Here is a 16,998-nt window from a genome sequence, read left to right on the forward strand (position 1 = left end):
AGGTTCGTGCGATTCCTTCGGCCGGTGCGGCGCGCAGCGCGCCCGGCGGGCCAAAGGAGACGGGAAAGCGCGCTGCGCCTTCCCGTTTCGCTTCCGTCGGTTATTTCGCGATCGATGCGCTCTTCAGGCGGCCGAATGCACCTTCGATGAGGGCCTTCTGCTGCTCGTAGTGCTTCGCGTAGTAGCCAACCGCCGGCGAGGCCGAAGCCGGACGGCCGCTGTATGCCAGCTTCTGCCCTTCCTTCATGCCTTCCTTCAGGTGGTGCTCGACGTAGAACCAGGGGCCCTGGTTCTGCGGCTCGTCCTGCACCCAGACCACTTCAGTCGCGTTCTCGTACTTCTTGATTTCGGCTTCGAACTGCTTGTGCGCGAACGGATACAGCTGCTCGATACGGATGATCGCGACGTCGTTCGCCTTCGCTTCGCGGCGGTGCGCGACGAGGTCGTAGTACACGCGGCCCGAGCACACCAGCACGCGCTTGACCTTCTTCGCGTCGATGCCGCCGTCGGTTTCGCCCAGCACCGGCTGGAACGAACCCTTCGCGAGCTCCGACAGGTCCGACACGGCTTCCTTGTGGCGCAGCAGCGACTTCGGCGTTGCGACGATCAGCGGCTTGCGGAACAGGCGGATCATCTGGCGACGCAGCAGGTGGAAAATCTGCGCCGGCGTCGTCGGTTGAACGACCTGCATGTTGTGATCGGCACACAGCTGCAGGAAACGCTCGATACGCGTCGACGAGTGTTCCGGACCCTGGCCTTCGTAGCCGTGCGGCAGCAGCATCGTCAGACCCGACACGCGGCCCCACTTCACTTCGCCCGACGAGATGAACTGGTCGATCACGACCTGCGCACCGTTGACGAAGTCGCCGAACTGGGCTTCCCACAGCACGAGCGTGTTCGGCTCGGCGGTCGAGTAACCGTATTCGAAGCCCAGCACCGCTTCTTCCGACAGCACCGAGTCGATCACCGTGAACTTCGCCTGACCGTCGGCGATGTTCTGCAGCGGCACGTACGTGCCGTCGTTCCAGCGCTCGCGGTTCTGGTCGTGCAGCACCGCGTGACGGTGCGTGAACGTGCCGCGGCCCGAGTCCTGGCCCGTCAGGCGCACCGAGTAGCCCGATGCGACGAGCGACGCGAACGCGAGGTGTTCACCCATGCCCCAGTCGAGCGGCTGGTCGCCGCGCGCCATGTTGCGGCGGTCGTTGATCACGCGCTCGACGAGCGGGTGAACCTTGAAGTTTTCCGGGACCGTCGTGATGCGTTCGCCCAGGCGCTTCAGTTCGGCGAGCGGCACGGCCGTGTCGGCCGCATCCGTCCACTTGCGGTTCAGGAACGGAACCCAGTCGACCGCGTACTTGCTCTTGTAGTTCGACAGGACCGGATCGACCGTGTGGTGACCGTCGTCCATCGCCTTGCGGTACGCCTTCACGTAGTTGTCGGCGTCTTCCGCGGTGATCACGCCCTGCTGCACGAGCTTCTCGGCGTACAGCGCACGGGTGCCCGGGTGCTGTGCGATCTTCTTGTACATCAGCGGCTGCGTGACCGCCGGCGTGTCCTGCTCGTTGTGACCCAGCTTGCGGAAGCAGACGATGTCGATCACGACATCCTTGTGGAACTGCATCCGGTAGTCGATCGCGATCTGCGTCGCGAGGATCACGGCTTCCGGATCGTCGCCGTTCACGTGCAGCACCGGCGCCTCGATCATCTTGACGACGTCGGTACAGTACAGCGTCGAGCGCGCGTCGCGCGGGTCGGACGTCGTGAAGCCGATCTGGTTGTTGATGACGATGTGCAGCGTGCCGTGCGTGCCGTAACCGCGTGTCTGCGCGAGGTTCAGCGTTTCCATCACGACGCCCTGGCCAGCGAAGGCCGCGTCGCCGTGGATCTGCACCGGCAGCACTTGCAGGCCGTCTTCGTCGCCGCGACGGTCCATCCGCGCCTTCGCGGAACCTTCGACCACCGGGTTCACGATTTCGAGGTGCGACGGGTTGAACGCGAGCGACAGGTGGACCGGGCCGCCTTCCGTCGACACGTCCGACGAGAAGCCCTTGTGGTACTTCACGTCACCTGCCGGCAGGTCGTCGACGTGCTTGCCTTCGAATTCGGCGAACAGGTCGGCCGGCATCTTGCCCAGCGTGTTGACCAGCACGTTCAGACGGCCGCGGTGCGCCATGCCGATGATGATTTCCTGCACGCCGCGCTTGCCCGCGTGCTGGACGACTTCGTCCATCGCCGCGATGAAGCTTTCGCCGCCTTCGAGCGAGAAGCGCTTCTGGCCGACGTACTTGGTATGCAGGTAACGCTCGAGGCCTTCGGCGGCCGTCAGGCGATTCAGGATGTGCTTCTTCTCGTCAGCCGAGAAGTTCGGCGTCGCGCGGGTCGATTCCAGACGCTCCTGCCACCAGCGTTTCTGTTCCGGGTCGCTGATGTACATGTACTCGGCGCCGATCGTGCCGCAGTACGTGTCACGCAGGCCCTTGACGATGTCGCGCAGCGAAGCCTGGTCGAAACCGAAATACAGGTTGCTTGCGCTGTACGTCTGGTCGAGGTCGCCTTCGGAGAAATCGTAGAACGCGGGTTCGAGTTCGGGAATGGCGGGACGTTCGCGACGCTTCAGGGGATCGAGATTGGCCCATTGCGAGCCGAGGAAGCGATAAGCGCTGATGAGGGACTGCACGTGCACTTGCTTGCGCGCTGCAGCAAGGTTGGTGCTGCTTTCGCGCGGGATGAAGGCATTGGCCTTCGCGCGCTCGGCGAACGATTCGACGATCGGGAAATGAGCGACGTCATTGGCATTCGAGCCGTCCGTTGCAGGCACGTTCTGCAGCGCGTCGAAATACTCTCGCCAGTTCTCCGGCACCGATGCCGGATTGTTGAGGTATGCATCGTACAGTTCTTCAACGTACGAAGCATTGCCGCCGAACAGATAGGAGTTCAGCTGAAACTGCTTCATTACATCTGACATTTTACGCTCACCTTTCTTCGAGCTTCTCGAGAAATAGCGGGTTACTCAACCTTCCGCGACACGGCCTGACCGTTTAGCGGATTGCGAATCAAGTCTTGCTTGGAAGGACCTAAAACTTGCGTGCGCGCAGCATATCACAGAACCGATACCGGAGTTCACGGCGAAATGTGCCTGAAAGCACCGCGCGACGGGGTTTTGCCGGATTGCCACGACCCGCGGGAACAGTGTTTTGCAGCGCATCCGGTTGCACATCGTTCAGATGCAAAAAAGGCCACCCCGAAGGCGGCCTTTTCGTCCTGCACGGGAACGATCGATGCTTAGTCGACCGCGCCTTCGCGGCTCGCGCGGCGACGCTCGTGCTCCTTCAGGAAGCGCTTGCGCAGGCGGATCGACTGCGGCGTCACTTCGACGAGCTCGTCGTCGTCGATGAATTCGACCGCGTACTCGAGCGACATCTGGACCGGCGGCACCAGGCGCACGGCTTCGTCGGTGCCCGACGCACGCACGTTGGTCAGCTGCTTGCCCTTGATCGGGTTCACGACGAGGTCGTTGTCACGGCTGTGGATGCCGATGATCATGCCCTCATAGAGCGCATCGCCCGGCTTCACGAACATGCGCCCGCGATCCTGCAGCTTCCACAGTGCGTAGGCCACGGCAGCGCCGTCGTCCTGCGAGATCAGCACGCCGTTGCGGCGCTCGAAGACCGAACCGTCCTTGACCGGTGCGTACGAGTCGAAGATGTGGCTCATCAGGCCCGTGCCACGCGTGAGCGTCAGGAATTCGCTCTGGAAGCCGATCAGGCCGCGTGCCGAGATCTTGTACTCCAGACGCGTGCGGCCACGGCCGTCCGATGCCATGTCGAGCATCTCGCCCTTGCGGCGGCCGAGCTCTTCCATCACGCCACCCTGGTGCTCGTCCTCGACGTCGACGGTCAGCAGCTCGTACGGCTCGTGACGCACGCCGTCGATTTCCTGCATCACGACGCGCGGACGCGACACGGCCAGCTCATAGCCTTCACGGCGCATGTTCTCGACGAGAATCGTCAGGTGCAGTTCGCCGCGGCCCGACACTTCGAACACCGTTTCGTCGCCGGTATCCTTCACGCGCAGCGCGACGTTGTGGTTCAGTTCCTTCATCAGGCGGTCGCGGATCTGGCGGCTCGTGACGAATTTGCCTTCGCGGCCGGCGAGCGGCGACGAATTGACGAGGAAGTTCATCGTCAGCGTCGGCTCGTCGACGGTGATCATCGGCAGCGCTTCCGGCGTATCGACCGCGCAGATCGTTGCGCCGATGCCGACGTCTTCAATACCGTTGATCAGCACGATGTCGCCCGCTTCGGCGGATTCGACCTGCACGCGCTCGAGGCCCGTAAACGACAGCACCTGGTTGATCTTGCGGTTCAGCACTTCGCCTTCCGGGCCGAAGCGCATCGCGACCGGCTGACCCGGCTTGATACGACCGCGCGTGATGCGGCCGACGCCGATCCGGCCGACGTACGTCGAATAGTCGAGCGACGTGATCTGCAGTTGCAGCGGCGCGTCCGGATCCGCCGGACGGACCGGCACGTGCTCGAGGACTGCCTCGAACAGCGGGCGCATGTCGCCTTCGCGCGCAGCCGGGTCGAGCGACGCATAGCCGTTCAGGCCCGATGCGTAGACGATCGGAAAATCGAGCTGCTCTTCGGTTGCGCCGAGCTTGTCGAACAGGTCGAAGGTCTGGTTGATGACCCAGTCGATCCGCGCACCCGGACGGTCGATCTTGTTGACGATGACGATCGGCTTCAGGCCGAGCGCCAGCGCCTTCTTCGTGACGAAGCGCGTCTGCGGCATCGGGCCCTCGACCGCGTCGACGAGCAGCAGCACCGAGTCGACCATCGACAGCACGCGCTCCACCTCGCCGCCGAAGTCCGCGTGCCCCGGCGTGTCGACGATGTTGATGTGCGTGCCTTCGTACTCGACCGCGCAGTTCTTCGCGAGAATCGTGATCCCGCGCTCCTTTTCGATGTCGTTCGAGTCCATCACCCGCTCCGCAATCTGCTGGTTCTCGCGGAAGGTGCCGGACTGGCGGAGCAGTTGGTCGACGAGCGTGGTCTTGCCGTGGTCGACGTGGGCGATGATGGCGATATTGCGAAGGGCGCGGGTCATAGAAACCTGGAAATCGTTTGAACGCGCAAAAGCGCCCGCTCGTTTTTCACGGGCGCGCGCATTGCAGCTTGGAAAGCCACAAATTATAGCACGTGAGAATGTCGGCAACCGACCGGCACGTTGCAACGCAGCAGGCTGGCCAACACACCCTCCCCTCGAACGCGCCAATCTGTCGAAGCCCATGTCGCCGTCGGGCACAAAAACCTTATTGATATGAGGGATTTTTGCGACGCAAAGCGCGCCCGTTGCCGTTCGATTAACATTTGCCGCGGCAAACAACTGTGCCTATACTGCTGCCTAGTCAACTATTGCAGCTTCAGGGTTTTATGTCGGATTCTTCTACCTCATCCCCCGTTTCGCCGCTGTCCACGTATCAGATGAACGACAGCGTCGGTTATCTGATGTCGCGCGTGAAGTCGGTGATGACCAACCTCGTCACGCAACGCACGCAGGAAGAGCTCGGCATCACGGGCACGCAGGCGAGCATGCTGTTCATGATCGCGGTCGGCAAGTGCTCGACGGCCGCCGAGCTTGCCCGCGAGTACGGGATCGACGCCAGCGCAGTCACGCGCCTGCTCGATCGGGTCGAAAAACGCGGCCTGCTGTCCCGTGTCCGCAGCATCGAGGATCGACGTGTCGTGCGCCTCGAGCTGACCGACGAAGGCCGCGCACTCGCCGAACGGCTGCCGCCGATTTTCCGCAGCGTGCTCGACCAGGTGCTGGACGGGTTTACGCCGGAAGAAGTCGGGTTCCTGAAGAGCATGCTGCGCCGCATTCTCAGCAACTATTGCGAGACCGCCGGCGGCAGCATCACGTAATAGTTGCCATAACAATTACTTTTGACAGATTAATGTAAGGAAATCCTTGCAGTGTCCATCATTCATTCCGAGTCAGGGATCAGCGCGATGAAATCCTCCCCGTTGTCCGTGCGCGCCGGGTCGTGCCGCACCGCCGTCGCCGTCGCGGTCGCCGCACTGGCGCTGGCGGGCTGCGCGAACTACATCGGCATCAAGAGCGACAAGCAGATCGCCCCCGCGTCGCAATTCGAATCCGCCCAAAGCCTGCCGGCCCAGGGCGGCCAGTGGCCGGCGCTCGACTGGGCCAGCCAGTTCGGCGATCCGCAACTGCCGAAGCTGATCGACGAAGCGCTGCAGGGCAATCCGTCGATCGCGCAGGCACAGGCGCGCATCGCAAAGGCGTCGTCGTACATCGAATCGTCGCGCTCGAACCTGATGCCCAAGGCGGAAGCCAGCTATTCGTGGACGCGTGAGCTGTATTCGTCGAACGCGCTGTTCCCGCCGCCGTACGGCGGCCAGTGGTACAGCGAGAACAACGCGCTCGCGAGCGCATCGTGGGAACTCGACCTGTGGGGCAAGAACCGCGAGCGCCTGCACACCGCCGTGTCGCAGGAAAAGGCGGCCGAAGCCGACATGCAGCAGGCACGCATCACGCTCGCGTCGTCGGTCGCACGCACCTACAACTCGCTCGCGCAGCTCTATGCGCTGCGCGATATCGCCCAACGCGAGATCACCAACCGCGAGACGGTCGGCAAGATCACCGACGGCCGCGTGTCGGCCGGCCTCGACACCAACGTCGAACGCCAGACGGCCCGCGGCAATATCGCGACGACCCAGGCTTCGCTGTCCGATCTCGATGGGCAGATCACGACGGTGCGCTACCAGCTCGCGGCACTGCTCGGCAAGGGCCCGGATCGCGGGCTGCAGATCGCGGCGCCCGTGATGAACCCGAGCGGCGAAGTCGCACTGCCCGGCAACCTGCCGGCCGATCTCGTCTCGCGCCGCCCCGACATCGTCGCCGCGCGCTGGCAGGTCGAAGCCGCGATGCACGACGTGAAGGAAGCGAAGGCCGAGTTCTACCCCGACGTAAACCTTGCGGCCGGTTTCGGCTTCGATGCGTTCGGCTGGGGCAAATTCCTGAACTTCGCGAGCCGCCAGGCACAGTTCGGCCCGGCGATCCACCTGCCGATTTTCGACGCCGGCGCGCTGCGCGCGCAGCTCAAGGGCCGCTATGCGGACTTCGACCTGTCGGTGGCGAACTACAACCAGACGCTGATCAGCGCGCTGAACGACGTCGCGACGCAGGTCGCGTCGATCCGCGCAGTCGATCGCCAGATGGGCGATGCGCAACGTGCCCTCGACGCATCGACGCGCGCATACGACCTCGCGGTCATCCGCTACAAGGCGGGCCTGTCGCCGCAGCTGCAGGTGCTGACCGCGGACAGCAACCGCCTCGCATCGGAGCAGACGGTGACCAACCTGAAGATGCGCCGGCGCGACATGCAGCTTGCCCTGATCAAGGCGCTGGGCGGCGGGTTCGACGCGACCGGCACGCCGCTTGCCGCGCCCGACGCCGACAAGCCGACAAAACAGGCCGCCAACTGATCCGGCGCCACCACTACGCAGACACTCGAAATAACGGACGGAGAAAATCGCCATGAGCGACCAACAAAACGCCGCCAGCGCGCAGCCGCAGAACAACGGCAAGCGCAAACGGATGATGACGCTGCTCGTCGCGGTCATCGTGATCGCGGCCATCGCGTATGGCCTGTACTACTTCCTCGTCGCCCGCTTCCATGAAGGGACCGACGACGCGTACGTGAACGGCAACGTCGTGCAGATCACGCCGCAGGTCACCGGCACCGTGATCGCGGTGAAGGCCGACGACACGCAGACGGTGAAGGCCGGCGATCCGCTCGTCGTGCTCGACCCGGCCGACTCGCAGGTCGCGCTGCAGCAGGCCGAAGCCAACCTCGCGCAGACGGTGCGCCAGGTGCGCGGCCTGTTCGTCAACGACGACCAGTATCGCGCGCAAGTCGCGCTGCGCCAGTCCGACCTGTCGAAGGCCGAGGACGACCTCCGTCGCCGCATGGCCGTCGCGCAGACGGGCGCCGTGTCGCAGGAAGAAATCTCGCACGCACGCGACGCCGTGCGCGCCGCCCAGGCATCGCTCGACGCCTCGCAGCAGCAACTCGCGTCGAACCGCGCGCTGACCGCAAACACGACGATCGCATCGCATCCGAACGTGATGGCCGCAGCCGCGAAGGTTCGCGACGCGTACCTGGCGAACGCGCGTAACGTGCTGCCCGCACCGGTCACCGGCTATGTCGCGAAGCGCTCCGTGCAGGTCGGCCAGCGCGTGTCGCCGGGCACGCCGCTGATGTCGGTGGTGCCGCTGAACGCGGTGTGGGTCGATGCGAACTTCAAGGAAGTCCAGCTCAAGCACATGCGCATCGGCCAGCCGGTCGAACTGACGGCAGACATCTATGGCTCGTCGGCGGTCTACCACGGCAAGGTGGTCGGCTTCTCGGCAGGTACGGGCTCGGCGTTCTCGCTGCTGCCGGCGCAGAACGCGACGGGTAACTGGATCAAGGTCGTGCAGCGCCTGCCGGTGCGTATCGAACTCGATCCGAAGGATCTCGACAAGCACCCGCTGCGCATCGGCCTGTCGATGCAGGTCGACGTGGACATCAAGGACGAACGCGGCGACCAGCTCGTGAACGCACCGAACACCGTCTACGAGACCAACGTGTTCGCGAAGTACGGCGACGAAGCCGACGCCGAAATCGCCCGCATCGTCGCCGAGAATGCCGGCGGCAACGCACCGGCGCCGGCTGCGGCGAAGTCGAACGCCGTCGCGAAGATGATGTAACCGTTCCGACTCCGGAAAGACAACCGACATGGCACAGGCACCTGTCTCTCACCCGCCCTTGCAGGGCGGGCAGCTCGTGATCGGGACGATCGCGGTATCGCTCGCGGTGTTCATGAACGTGCTCGACACGTCCATCGCGAACGTCGCGATCCCAACCATCTCGGGCGACCTCGGCGTGTCGTCCGACCAGGGCACGTGGGTCATCACGTCGTTCGCAGTCGCGAACGCGATCTCCGTGCCGCTCACCGGCTGGCTGACCGACCGCTTCGGGCAGGTTCGCCTGTTCCTCGCGTCGATCATCCTGTTCGTGATTTCGTCGTGGATGTGTGGGCTCTCGCCCAACCTGCCGTTCCTGCTTGCGTCGCGCGTGCTGCAAGGCGCGGTGGCAGGCCCGATGATTCCGCTGTCGCAAGCGCTCCTGCTGTCGAGTTATCCGCGCGCCAAGGCGCCGATGGCGCTCGCGCTATGGGCGATGACGACGCTGATCGCGCCCGTTGCCGGCCCGATCCTCGGCGGCTGGATCTCGGACAACTACTCGTGGCCGTGGATCTTCTACGTCAACATCCCGGTCGGCATCGCCGCCGCCGCCGCGACGTGGGCGATCTACCGCAATCGGGAATCGGCCGTGCGCCGCGCCCCGATCGACGGCGTGGGCCTCGCGCTGCTGGTCGTCTGGGTCGGCTCGCTGCAGATCATGCTCGACAAGGGCAAGGATCTCGACTGGTTCGCGTCGACGACCATCATCGTGCTCGCGCTGACCGCGGTCATCGCGTTCGCGTTCTTCGTCATCTGGGAACTGACCGCCGAGCACCCGGTCGTCGACCTGTCGCTGTTCCGCATGCGGAACTTCACCGGCGGCACCGTCGCGCTGTCGATCGGGTACGGCCTGTACTTCGGCAACCTCGTGCTGTTGCCGCTGTGGCTGCAGACGCAGATCGGCTACACGGCGACCGACGCCGGTCTCGTGATGGCGCCGGTCGGGCTGTTCGCGATCCTGCTATCGCCCCTCACCGGGAAGTACCTGCCGCGCACCGATCCGCGCTTTATCTCGACGGCGTCGTTCCTGACGTTTGCGCTGTGCTTCTGGATGCGGTCGCGCTACACGACCGGGGTCGACGAATGGTCGCTGACGCTGCCGACGCTCGTACAGGGCATCGCGATGGCCGGCTTCTTCATCCCGCTGGTATCGATCACGCTGTCGGGCCTGCCCGGCCACCGCATTCCCGCGGCATCGGGCCTGTCGAACTTCGTGCGGATCATGTGCGGCGGCATCGGCACGTCGATCTTCCAGACGGCCTGGGACCATCGCAACAACTTCCATCACGCGCAACTGGTCGAGCAGGCGAACGTCTACAACCCGACGTTCAACCAGGCCGTCACGCAGATGGGCAACCTCGGGCTGACGCGGGACCAGGCACACGGGCTGATCAACAACCTGGCCACGCAGCAGGCCGCGCAGCTCGGCGTGAACGACCTGTTCTACATCTCGGCGGCGATCTTCGTGCTGCTGATCGGGCTGATCTGGATCACGAAGCCCGAGCGCTCGGGCGGTGGCGATGCAGGTGCCGCGGCATCGGCTGCACACTGAACACGGTGCCTGGACGCAAACAAAAAGCCCCGCTTCGTGAAGCGGGGCTTTTTCATTCCGACGGGTGCGCGTTCGCGCGGCTGCGTCAGGCTGCCGTGACGACGAGCCGCTCCGGCGCCAGTACGCCGTTTGCCTTGCGCGCCACGCCGAGCAGGCGAGTCGCGTCGTAGACGCGCACGCGCCCGCCTTCGGCCGCATCGATCGGGTCGAGCGACGACAGCGGCAAACGCTGGCCGTGCAGGAACCGCTTCGCGCTGGTTTCATCGAGACGAACCAACGGAAACGTCGACAGCAACGCATCGACCGGCTGGAGCCACGCATCACGCGCCGCTTCGTCGGCATCGGACAGCGCATCGAGCGTTACCGCATGCTCGAGCGTCAGCGCACCGACGCCCGTGCGCCGCAGCATCGTCAGATGCGCGCCGCAACCGAGCGCCTCGCCGATATCCTCTGCCAGCGTGCGCACGTAAGTGCCCTTGGTGCAGGTCACGCGAAACGTCACGTCAGGCAGGTCGCACGCGAGCAGGTCGAGGGCGAGGATCGTCACGTTGCGGCCCTCGCGCTCGACGGTTTGCCCCGCGCGCGCATATTCGTACAGCGGCTTGCCATCGCGCTTGAGCGCCGAATACATCGGCGGCACCTGCACGATCTCGCCGGTGAAGCGCACCAGCGCGGCTTCCACCGCCGCACGGTCGCATTCGACGGGGCGCGTGTCGATCACCTCGCCTTCCGCGTCGCCGGTAGCCGTACGCTGGCCGAGACGCATCGTCGCTTCGTAGGTCTTGTCCGCTTCGAGCAGATCCTGCGAGAACTTCGTCGCCTCGCCGAAACACAGCGGCAGCAAACCCGAAGCCAGGGGATCGAGCGTACCGGTGTGACCGGCTTTCTTCGCGAGCAGCAGGCGCTTCGCGCGAATCAGTGCATCGTTGCTCGAAAGGCCGACCGGCTTGTCGAGCAGGAGGACGCCGTCCAGCACGCGCCGGGGCACGCGCGGACGTTGGGATGCTGCAGTCGTCATAGGCCGGTCGAGCTCAGTCGTCCTTGGTAGCCGCGTCGGCCTCGTCGTCGTCCTTCGCGCGCGTCGAGTTCGCTTCCTTGATCAGGCGCGACATTTCCACGGCCTTCTCGATCGTCTGGTCGTAGTGGAAATGCAGCGTCGGCACCGTATGGATGTGCAGGCGCTTGAACAACAGGTTGTGCAAGTGACCCGACGCGTGGTTCAGCGCTTCCTGCGTCTTGGCCGGATCGCCGGTCAACGCGGTGAAGTAGACCTTCGCGTGCGCGTAATCCGGCGTGAGTTCGACGCTCTGGATGGTCACGATGCCGATGCGCGGGTCTTTGACCTCGCGCATGATGAGTTCGGACAGATCGCGCTGAATCTGGTCGGCGATCTGCACGTTGCGATTGGGGGAAGTACGTTTCCTGGACATGATCGATCCGTGATCCGTTTATCAGGATGAAGCGGCGGCCAGTGTTGGCGCGCCACCATGAAAATGGGCGGGACAGGCCCAAGCCTGCCCCGCCCATGAGCCGATGCGCGAGGATTACAGCGTACGCGCGACTTCGGTCACTTCGAAGACTTCGAACTGGTCGCCTTCGATGACGTCGTTGAAGTTCTTCACCGACATACCGCACTCGAAGCCTTGCTTCACTTCCTTCACGTCGTCCTTGAAGCGCTTCAGCGATTCGAGTTCGCCCGTGAAGATCACGACGTTGTTGCGCAGCACGCGAACCGACGACGAGCGCTTGACGATACCGTCCGTGACCATACAGCCGGCGACCGTGCCGACCTTCGGCACCTTGAACACCTGGCGCACCTCGACCATGCCGGTGACGACTTCGCGCTTCTCCGGCGCCAGCATGCCCGACATTGCCGCCTTCACCTCATCCACTGCGTCGTAGATGATGTTGTAGTAGCGGATGTCGATGCCGTTCGCTTCGGCCAGCTTGCGCGCCTGTGCATCCGCACGCGTGTTGAAGCCGATGATGACAGCCTTCGATGCCGTTGCGAGGTTGACGTCGTTTTCGCTGATGCCACCCACCGCGCTGTGCACGATCTGCACGCGCACTTCGTCGGTCGACAGCTTGAGCAGCGACTGCACGAGCGCTTCCTGCGAGCCCTGCACGTCCGCCTTGATGATGAGCGGCAGGTTCTGCACTTCGCCTTCGCCCATCTGCTCGAGCATGCTTTCCAGCTTCGCGGCCTGCTGCTTCGCCAGCTTCACGTCGCGGAACTTGCCCTGACGGAACAATGCGATTTCACGCGCCTTGCGCTCGTCCGGCAGCACGATCACTTCCTCGCCTGCGCCCGGCACTTCCGACAGACCCTGGATTTCGACCGGGATCGACGGGCCGGCTTCCTTCGTCGGCTTGCCGTTCTCGTCGAGCATCGCGCGCACGCGGCCGTAGGCCGTACCCGCCAGCACGATGTCGCCGCGGTTCAGCGTACCGGACTGCACGAGGATCGTCGCGACCGGGCCCTTGCCCTTGTCGAGCTTCGCCTCGATCACTATACCCTTGGCCGGCGCTTCGACCGGTGCCTTCAACTCCAGCACTTCGGCTTGCAGCAGCACGTTCTCGAGCAGATCGTCGATACCCGCGCCCGTCTTTGCCGACACCGGCACGAACGGCGAATCGCCACCGTATTCTTCCGGCACGACGCCTTCCGCGACCAGTTCCTGCTTGACGCGATCGGGGTTCGCTTCCGGCTTGTCGATCTTGTTGATCGCGACGACGATCGGCACGCCACCCGCCTTCGCGTGGGCAATGGCTTCCTTCGTCTGCGGCATCACGCCGTCGTCGGCTGCCACCACCAGCACCACGATGTCGGTCGCCTTCGCGCCGCGTGCACGCATTGCCGTGAACGCTTCGTGACCCGGCGTATCGAGGAACGTGATGACGCCACGCGGCGTATCGACGTGATACGCGCCGATGTGCTGCGTAATGCCGCCCGCTTCGCCTGCGGCAACCTTCGCGCGGCGGATGTGGTCGAGCAGCGAGGTCTTGCCGTGGTCGACGTGACCCATCACCGTGACGACCGGCGGACGCGGCAGTTGCTCTGCGTCGGTACCGGTTTCGCCTTCGACGAGCAGCGCTTCCGGATCGTCCAGCTTCGCGGCAACCGCGCGGTGGCCCAGTTCCTCGACGACGATCATCGCCGTTTCCTGGTCCAGCACCTGGTTGATCGTGACCATCTGGCCCATCTTCATCATCACCTTGATGACTTCGGAGGCCTTGATCGACATCTTGTGCGCGAGATCGGCAACCGACACGGTTTCCGGCACGTGCACTTCACGGACGATCGGCTCGGTCGGCGCCTGGAAGGACGATGCACTGTCCTGGTGACGGCCACGGCCCTTCGGGCCGCCGCGCCAGCCGCGGTCGACGCCGCCGCTCGAATCGCCGCGCGTCTTGATGCCACGACGCTTCGACGCGTCGTCCTGCCAGCCGCCCTTGCCTGCGCCCGGCTTCTTGTTGCGGTCGCCCGCGCCTGCCGGCGCCTGCGTCGTTGCCGGTGCGGCACCGGCCGGCTTCTTCACGGCCGGACGCGCCTGCGCGCCTTCCGGCTTTGCCGGCTTGTGCAGCGTGCCCTTCGCTTCGGCCGGCTTCGGCGGCTCGACCGGCTTCGGCGGCTCGACTGCCTTGACGACGGCCTTGCGCGGCGTGTTCATCATCTCGCGAATCGCACGCGCTTCGGCTTCTGCCGCCGCACGGCGCTTGCTGATCTCTTCCTGCTCGGCGCGCGCCTTGTCCGCTGCCTCGCGGGCAGCGTCTTCAGCCTTCTTCGCCGCTTCGCGCTGCGCCGCACGTTCGGCGGCTGCGCGCGCTTCGTCCTGCGCGGACTGCGTCGATTGCGGAGTCTCCGCTTCCTGTTCGGCTGCAGCAGCCTGCTGCGCGGCTGCCTGCTGCTGTGCCGCCGCAGCTTCGGCCGCGGCACGCTTCGCCGCCGCTTCTTCCTCGGCGCGACGGCGCTCGGCTTCGGCCGCTTCCTCGCGGGCACGACGTTCCGCTTCCTCGCGCTCGAGGCGCTCCTGACGCTCGCGCAGTTCCTGCGCCTGCTTCTCGAGCAGCTCGGCCTCGCGGCGCGCTTCTTCCTCGCGACGCTTCAGTTCTGCATCGTCGTCCGCTTCGGCGACCTGCGCCTGACCCTGTTCCGCACCTTCGGCCACGTCGTCGCGCTTGACGAACGTACGCTTCTTGCGGACCTCGACCTGAATGGTGCGAGCCTTGCCCGTCGCGTCAGATTGCTTGATCTCCGACGTATGCTTGCGGGTCAGCGTGATCTTGCGCTTGTCGCCGTCGGTTGCGCCGTGCGACTTGCGCAAATGATCGAGCAGACGCGCCTTGTCCGTTTCGGACAGCGCATCGTCTTCACTCGCTTTCTGGACGCCCGCTGCCTGCAGCTGTTCGAGCAGCACACCAGCAGGCATTTTCAGTTCCGCGGCAAATTGGGCTACGTTGTTACTCGCCATTCATTCCTCTTAGTGCAAGGACCGATTCCTTGCGGTTAGCATCGGGTCAGGCCATACGGCCGCCATCAAATCAGTGCGCCATGGTCATTTCTCACTGGAACCAGTGTTCACGTGCTTTCATGATCAACGCCTTAGCGGCATCCTCTTCCATCCCGGTCATGTCGACCAGTTCATCCACAGCCAGCTCGGCGAGATCGTCGCGCGTCTGCACGCCGTGTTCGGCCAGCTTCGCGAGCAGCTCCGGCGTAATGCCGTCGAGGCTCTTGAGATCCAGCGCTGCGTTCTCGACCTTTTCTTCGTTCGCGATCGCCATCGTCAACAGCGCGTCGCGTGCGCGGTTGCGCAGTTCGTGCACGGTGTCCTCGTCGAACGCCTCGATTTCGAGCATTTCGTTGAGCGGCACGTACGCGATCTCTTCCAGGCTCGTGAAGCCTTCGTCGATCAGGATGTCGGCAACTTCTTCGTCGACGTCGAGACGCGCCATGAACAGCGCACGCAGCCGGTCGCGTTCTTCACCCTGCTTCAGGGCGGATTCGTCCGGCGTCATGATGTTGATCTGCCAGCCGGTCAGTTCGCCAGCAAGACGAACGTTCTGACCGCTGCGGCCGATCGCGACAGCCAGCTCGTTCTCGTCGACGACGACGTCCATCGAGTGCTTTTCTTCATCGACGACAATCGACTGGACAGCTGCCGGCGCGAGCGCGCCGATCACGAACTGGGCGGGATCCTCCGACCATAGCACGATGTCGATGTTTTCGCCACCGAGCTCGTTGCGCACGGCCTGCACACGGGAACCGCGGATACCGACGCAGGTGCCGATCGGATCGATCCGCTTGTCGTACGCGATGACGCCGATCTTCGCGCGCACGCCCGGGTCGCGGGCAGCCGCCTTGATCTCGAGCAGGCCCTGCTCGATTTCCGGCACTTCCATCTCGAACAGCTTCATCAGGAACTCGGGCGCCGTACGCGACAGTTCGATCTGCGGGCCGCGCGCGGTGCGGTCGACCTTCGCGATGTACGCACGCACGCGGTCGCCCACGCGCAGGTTTTCCTTCGGAATCAGCTGATCGCGGCGCAGCAGCGCCTCGACACGGCCCGATTCGACGATGAAGTTGCCCTTGTCGAGGCGCTTCACCGTACCCGTCATGATCTTTTCGCCACGCTCGAGGTAATCGTTCAGGATCTGCTCGCGTTCGGCGTCGCGCACCTTCTGCAGGATCACCTGCTTCGCGGCCTGCGCGCCGATGCGACCGAACTCGATCGACGGAACGGGTTCCTCGACATACTCGCCGACTTCGACGTCGGGCTTCTGCTCACGTGCTTCGAACAGCAGGATCTCGCGATCCGGCTCCTGCAAGCCTGCCTCGTCGGGCACGACGAGCCAGCGACGGAAGGTTTCGTGCTCGCCGCTTTCGCGATCGATATGGACGCGGATTTCGGCGCCTTCGTCGAACAGCTTCTTGGAAGCAGATGCGAGCGCGGCCTCGAGGGCGCCCAGCACCACATCCTTGTCGACGTTTTTCTCGCGCGCCAGCGCATCCACCAGCATCAACACTTCGCGACTCATTATTTGCGGCTCCTAAAGTCAACTTGCGGAATCAGGCGGGCTTTGTCGATATCGGCCAGCGTGAAATCCAGCATGGCCGCCTCGCCCTTCTTCCTCTCAAATTCCAAACCGATCGTTTCGCCATTCGGCGCGTGCAGAATGCCCCGGTACGTCTTGCGCCCGTCCAGCGGCTTTTTCAAGGTCACGGAAACTTCGCTGCCGGCGAAGCGCTCGAAGTCGGCCAGCTTCTTCAACGGGCGGTCGAGCCCCGGGGACGAGACTTCGAGCCGTTCGTAATCGATGTTTTCGACCGTCAAGACGTGCTGGAGCTGACGCGTGACCTTTTCGCAATCTTCGAGCGAGATGCCGGCAGGCTGATCGATATAGATGCAAAGCATGCCGCGCCCAGTGCGCTCGAGATCCACCAGCTCGTAGCCGAGCCCGGTGACCGTGGTTTCTATCAGTTCCGTCAGTTGCACAGTGTCCTCTCAGGTGTTCGCGCCCGCCGCTCGCGATTCACCCGCGGGCGCGCGCCTTAGCCGGCGCAGGAAGCGCTACCCGAGATGCCTAACCGTTTCAGCAAAAAAAAATGGGCGGAACGCCCATCTTCTTAC

11 protein-coding genes are annotated in these 16,998 nt (G+C 64.3%); 4 read left to right on the plus strand and 7 right to left on the minus strand.

Annotation, left to right across the window (positions count from 1 at the left end):
* Window positions 1-100: 100 nt before the first annotated feature.
* Together FOZ70_RS08945 and typA are read right to left on the minus strand one after the other, a co-directional pair.
* Entirely contained in the window at window positions 101-2,965 is a 2,865-nt protein-coding gene (locus tag FOZ70_RS08945) for a 2-oxoglutarate dehydrogenase E1 component (RefSeq protein WP_021162396.1), read from the minus strand.
* Window positions 2,966-3,282: 317 nt separating this feature from the next.
* The gene (gene typA, locus FOZ70_RS08950; RefSeq protein ID WP_021162397.1) at window positions 3,283-5,109 is read right to left on the minus strand and encodes a translational GTPase TypA; all 1,827 of its coding nucleotides are present in this window, start codon (window positions 5,107-5,109) and stop codon (window positions 3,283-3,285) included.
* A 326-nt stretch (window positions 5,110-5,435) separates the two neighbouring features.
* Here typA and FOZ70_RS08955 point away from each other — a divergent pair, with 326 nt between their 5' ends.
* The 4 genes from FOZ70_RS08955 to FOZ70_RS08970 all read left to right on the plus strand — a co-directional run bounded on the left by FOZ70_RS08955 (window position 5,436) and on the right by FOZ70_RS08970 (window position 10,366).
* Entirely contained in the window at window positions 5,436-5,927 is a 492-nt protein-coding gene (locus tag FOZ70_RS08955; protein ID WP_048020750.1) for a MarR family transcriptional regulator, read from the plus strand.
* An 87-nt stretch (window positions 5,928-6,014) separates the two neighbouring features.
* Window positions 6,015-7,511: an efflux transporter outer membrane subunit gene (locus FOZ70_RS08960; RefSeq protein WP_048020751.1), complete on the plus strand. Its 1,497-nt coding sequence runs from the start codon at window positions 6,015-6,017 to the stop codon at window positions 7,509-7,511.
* 52 nt (window positions 7,512-7,563) lie between these two features.
* Entirely contained in the window at window positions 7,564-8,778 is a 1,215-nt protein-coding gene (locus FOZ70_RS08965; RefSeq protein WP_021162399.1) for an HlyD family efflux transporter periplasmic adaptor subunit, read from the plus strand.
* Between the two features lie 28 nt (window positions 8,779-8,806).
* Window positions 8,807-10,366: a DHA2 family efflux MFS transporter permease subunit gene (locus FOZ70_RS08970; RefSeq protein WP_021162400.1), complete on the plus strand. Its 1,560-nt coding sequence runs from the start codon at window positions 8,807-8,809 to the stop codon at window positions 10,364-10,366.
* Between the two features lie 85 nt (window positions 10,367-10,451).
* Here the strand turns inward: FOZ70_RS08970 and truB are convergent, their stop codons facing one another.
* From truB to rimP, 5 genes are all read right to left on the minus strand, one after another.
* Entirely contained in the window at window positions 10,452-11,384 is a 933-nt protein-coding gene (gene truB, locus FOZ70_RS08975) for a tRNA pseudouridine(55) synthase TruB (RefSeq protein ID WP_021162401.1), read from the minus strand.
* Window positions 11,385-11,397: 13 nt separating this feature from the next.
* The gene (gene rbfA / locus FOZ70_RS08980; protein WP_021162402.1) at window positions 11,398-11,796 is read right to left on the minus strand and encodes a 30S ribosome-binding factor RbfA; all 399 of its coding nucleotides are present in this window, start codon (window positions 11,794-11,796) and stop codon (window positions 11,398-11,400) included.
* Between the two features lie 114 nt (window positions 11,797-11,910).
* Entirely contained in the window at window positions 11,911-14,838 is a 2,928-nt protein-coding gene (gene infB, locus FOZ70_RS08985; RefSeq protein ID WP_021162403.1) for a translation initiation factor IF-2, read from the minus strand.
* Window positions 14,839-14,929: 91 nt separating this feature from the next.
* Complete coding sequence (nusA, locus tag FOZ70_RS08990) at window positions 14,930-16,405, minus strand: transcription termination factor NusA (RefSeq protein ID WP_006476166.1); 1,476 nt, start codon at window positions 16,403-16,405, stop codon at window positions 14,930-14,932.
* Window positions 16,405-16,863, minus strand: a complete 459-nt coding sequence (rimP, locus tag FOZ70_RS08995; RefSeq protein WP_014897219.1) for a ribosome maturation factor RimP — start codon at window positions 16,861-16,863, stop codon at window positions 16,405-16,407. Before rimP ends, nusA begins: the two co-directional genes overlap by 1 nt.
* Window positions 16,864-16,998 lie beyond the last annotated feature (135 nt).

This window comes from Burkholderia sp. COPS, assembly GCF_019425585.1.
GTDB classification, from domain to species: Bacteria; Pseudomonadota; Gammaproteobacteria; order Burkholderiales; family Burkholderiaceae; genus Burkholderia; species Burkholderia cepacia.

Excerpts from the sequence above, each read along its gene's own strand:
- truB (WP_021162401.1), bottom strand. The coding sequence starts at position 11,384 with ATGACGACTGCAGCATCCCAACGTCCGCGCGTGCCCCGGCGCGTGCTG.
- FOZ70_RS08945 (WP_021162396.1), bottom strand. The coding sequence starts at position 2,965 with ATGTCAGATGTAATGAAGCAGTTTCAGCTGAACTCCTATCTGTTCGGC.
- nusA (WP_006476166.1), bottom strand. The coding sequence starts at position 16,405 with ATGAGTCGCGAAGTGTTGATGCTGGTGGATGCGCTGGCGCGCGAGAAA.
- infB (WP_021162403.1), bottom strand. The coding sequence starts at position 14,838 with ATGGCGAGTAACAACGTAGCCCAATTTGCCGCGGAACTGAAAATGCCT.
- FOZ70_RS08960 (WP_048020751.1), top strand. The coding sequence starts at position 6,015 with ATGAAATCCTCCCCGTTGTCCGTGCGCGCCGGGTCGTGCCGCACCGCC.
- FOZ70_RS08955 (WP_048020750.1), top strand. The coding sequence starts at position 5,436 with ATGTCGGATTCTTCTACCTCATCCCCCGTTTCGCCGCTGTCCACGTAT.
- FOZ70_RS08970 (WP_021162400.1), top strand. The coding sequence starts at position 8,807 with ATGGCACAGGCACCTGTCTCTCACCCGCCCTTGCAGGGCGGGCAGCTC.
- rbfA (WP_021162402.1), bottom strand. The coding sequence starts at position 11,796 with ATGTCCAGGAAACGTACTTCCCCCAATCGCAACGTGCAGATCGCCGAC.
- typA (WP_021162397.1), bottom strand. The coding sequence starts at position 5,109 with ATGACCCGCGCCCTTCGCAATATCGCCATCATCGCCCACGTCGACCAC.
- FOZ70_RS08965 (WP_021162399.1), top strand. The coding sequence starts at position 7,564 with ATGAGCGACCAACAAAACGCCGCCAGCGCGCAGCCGCAGAACAACGGC.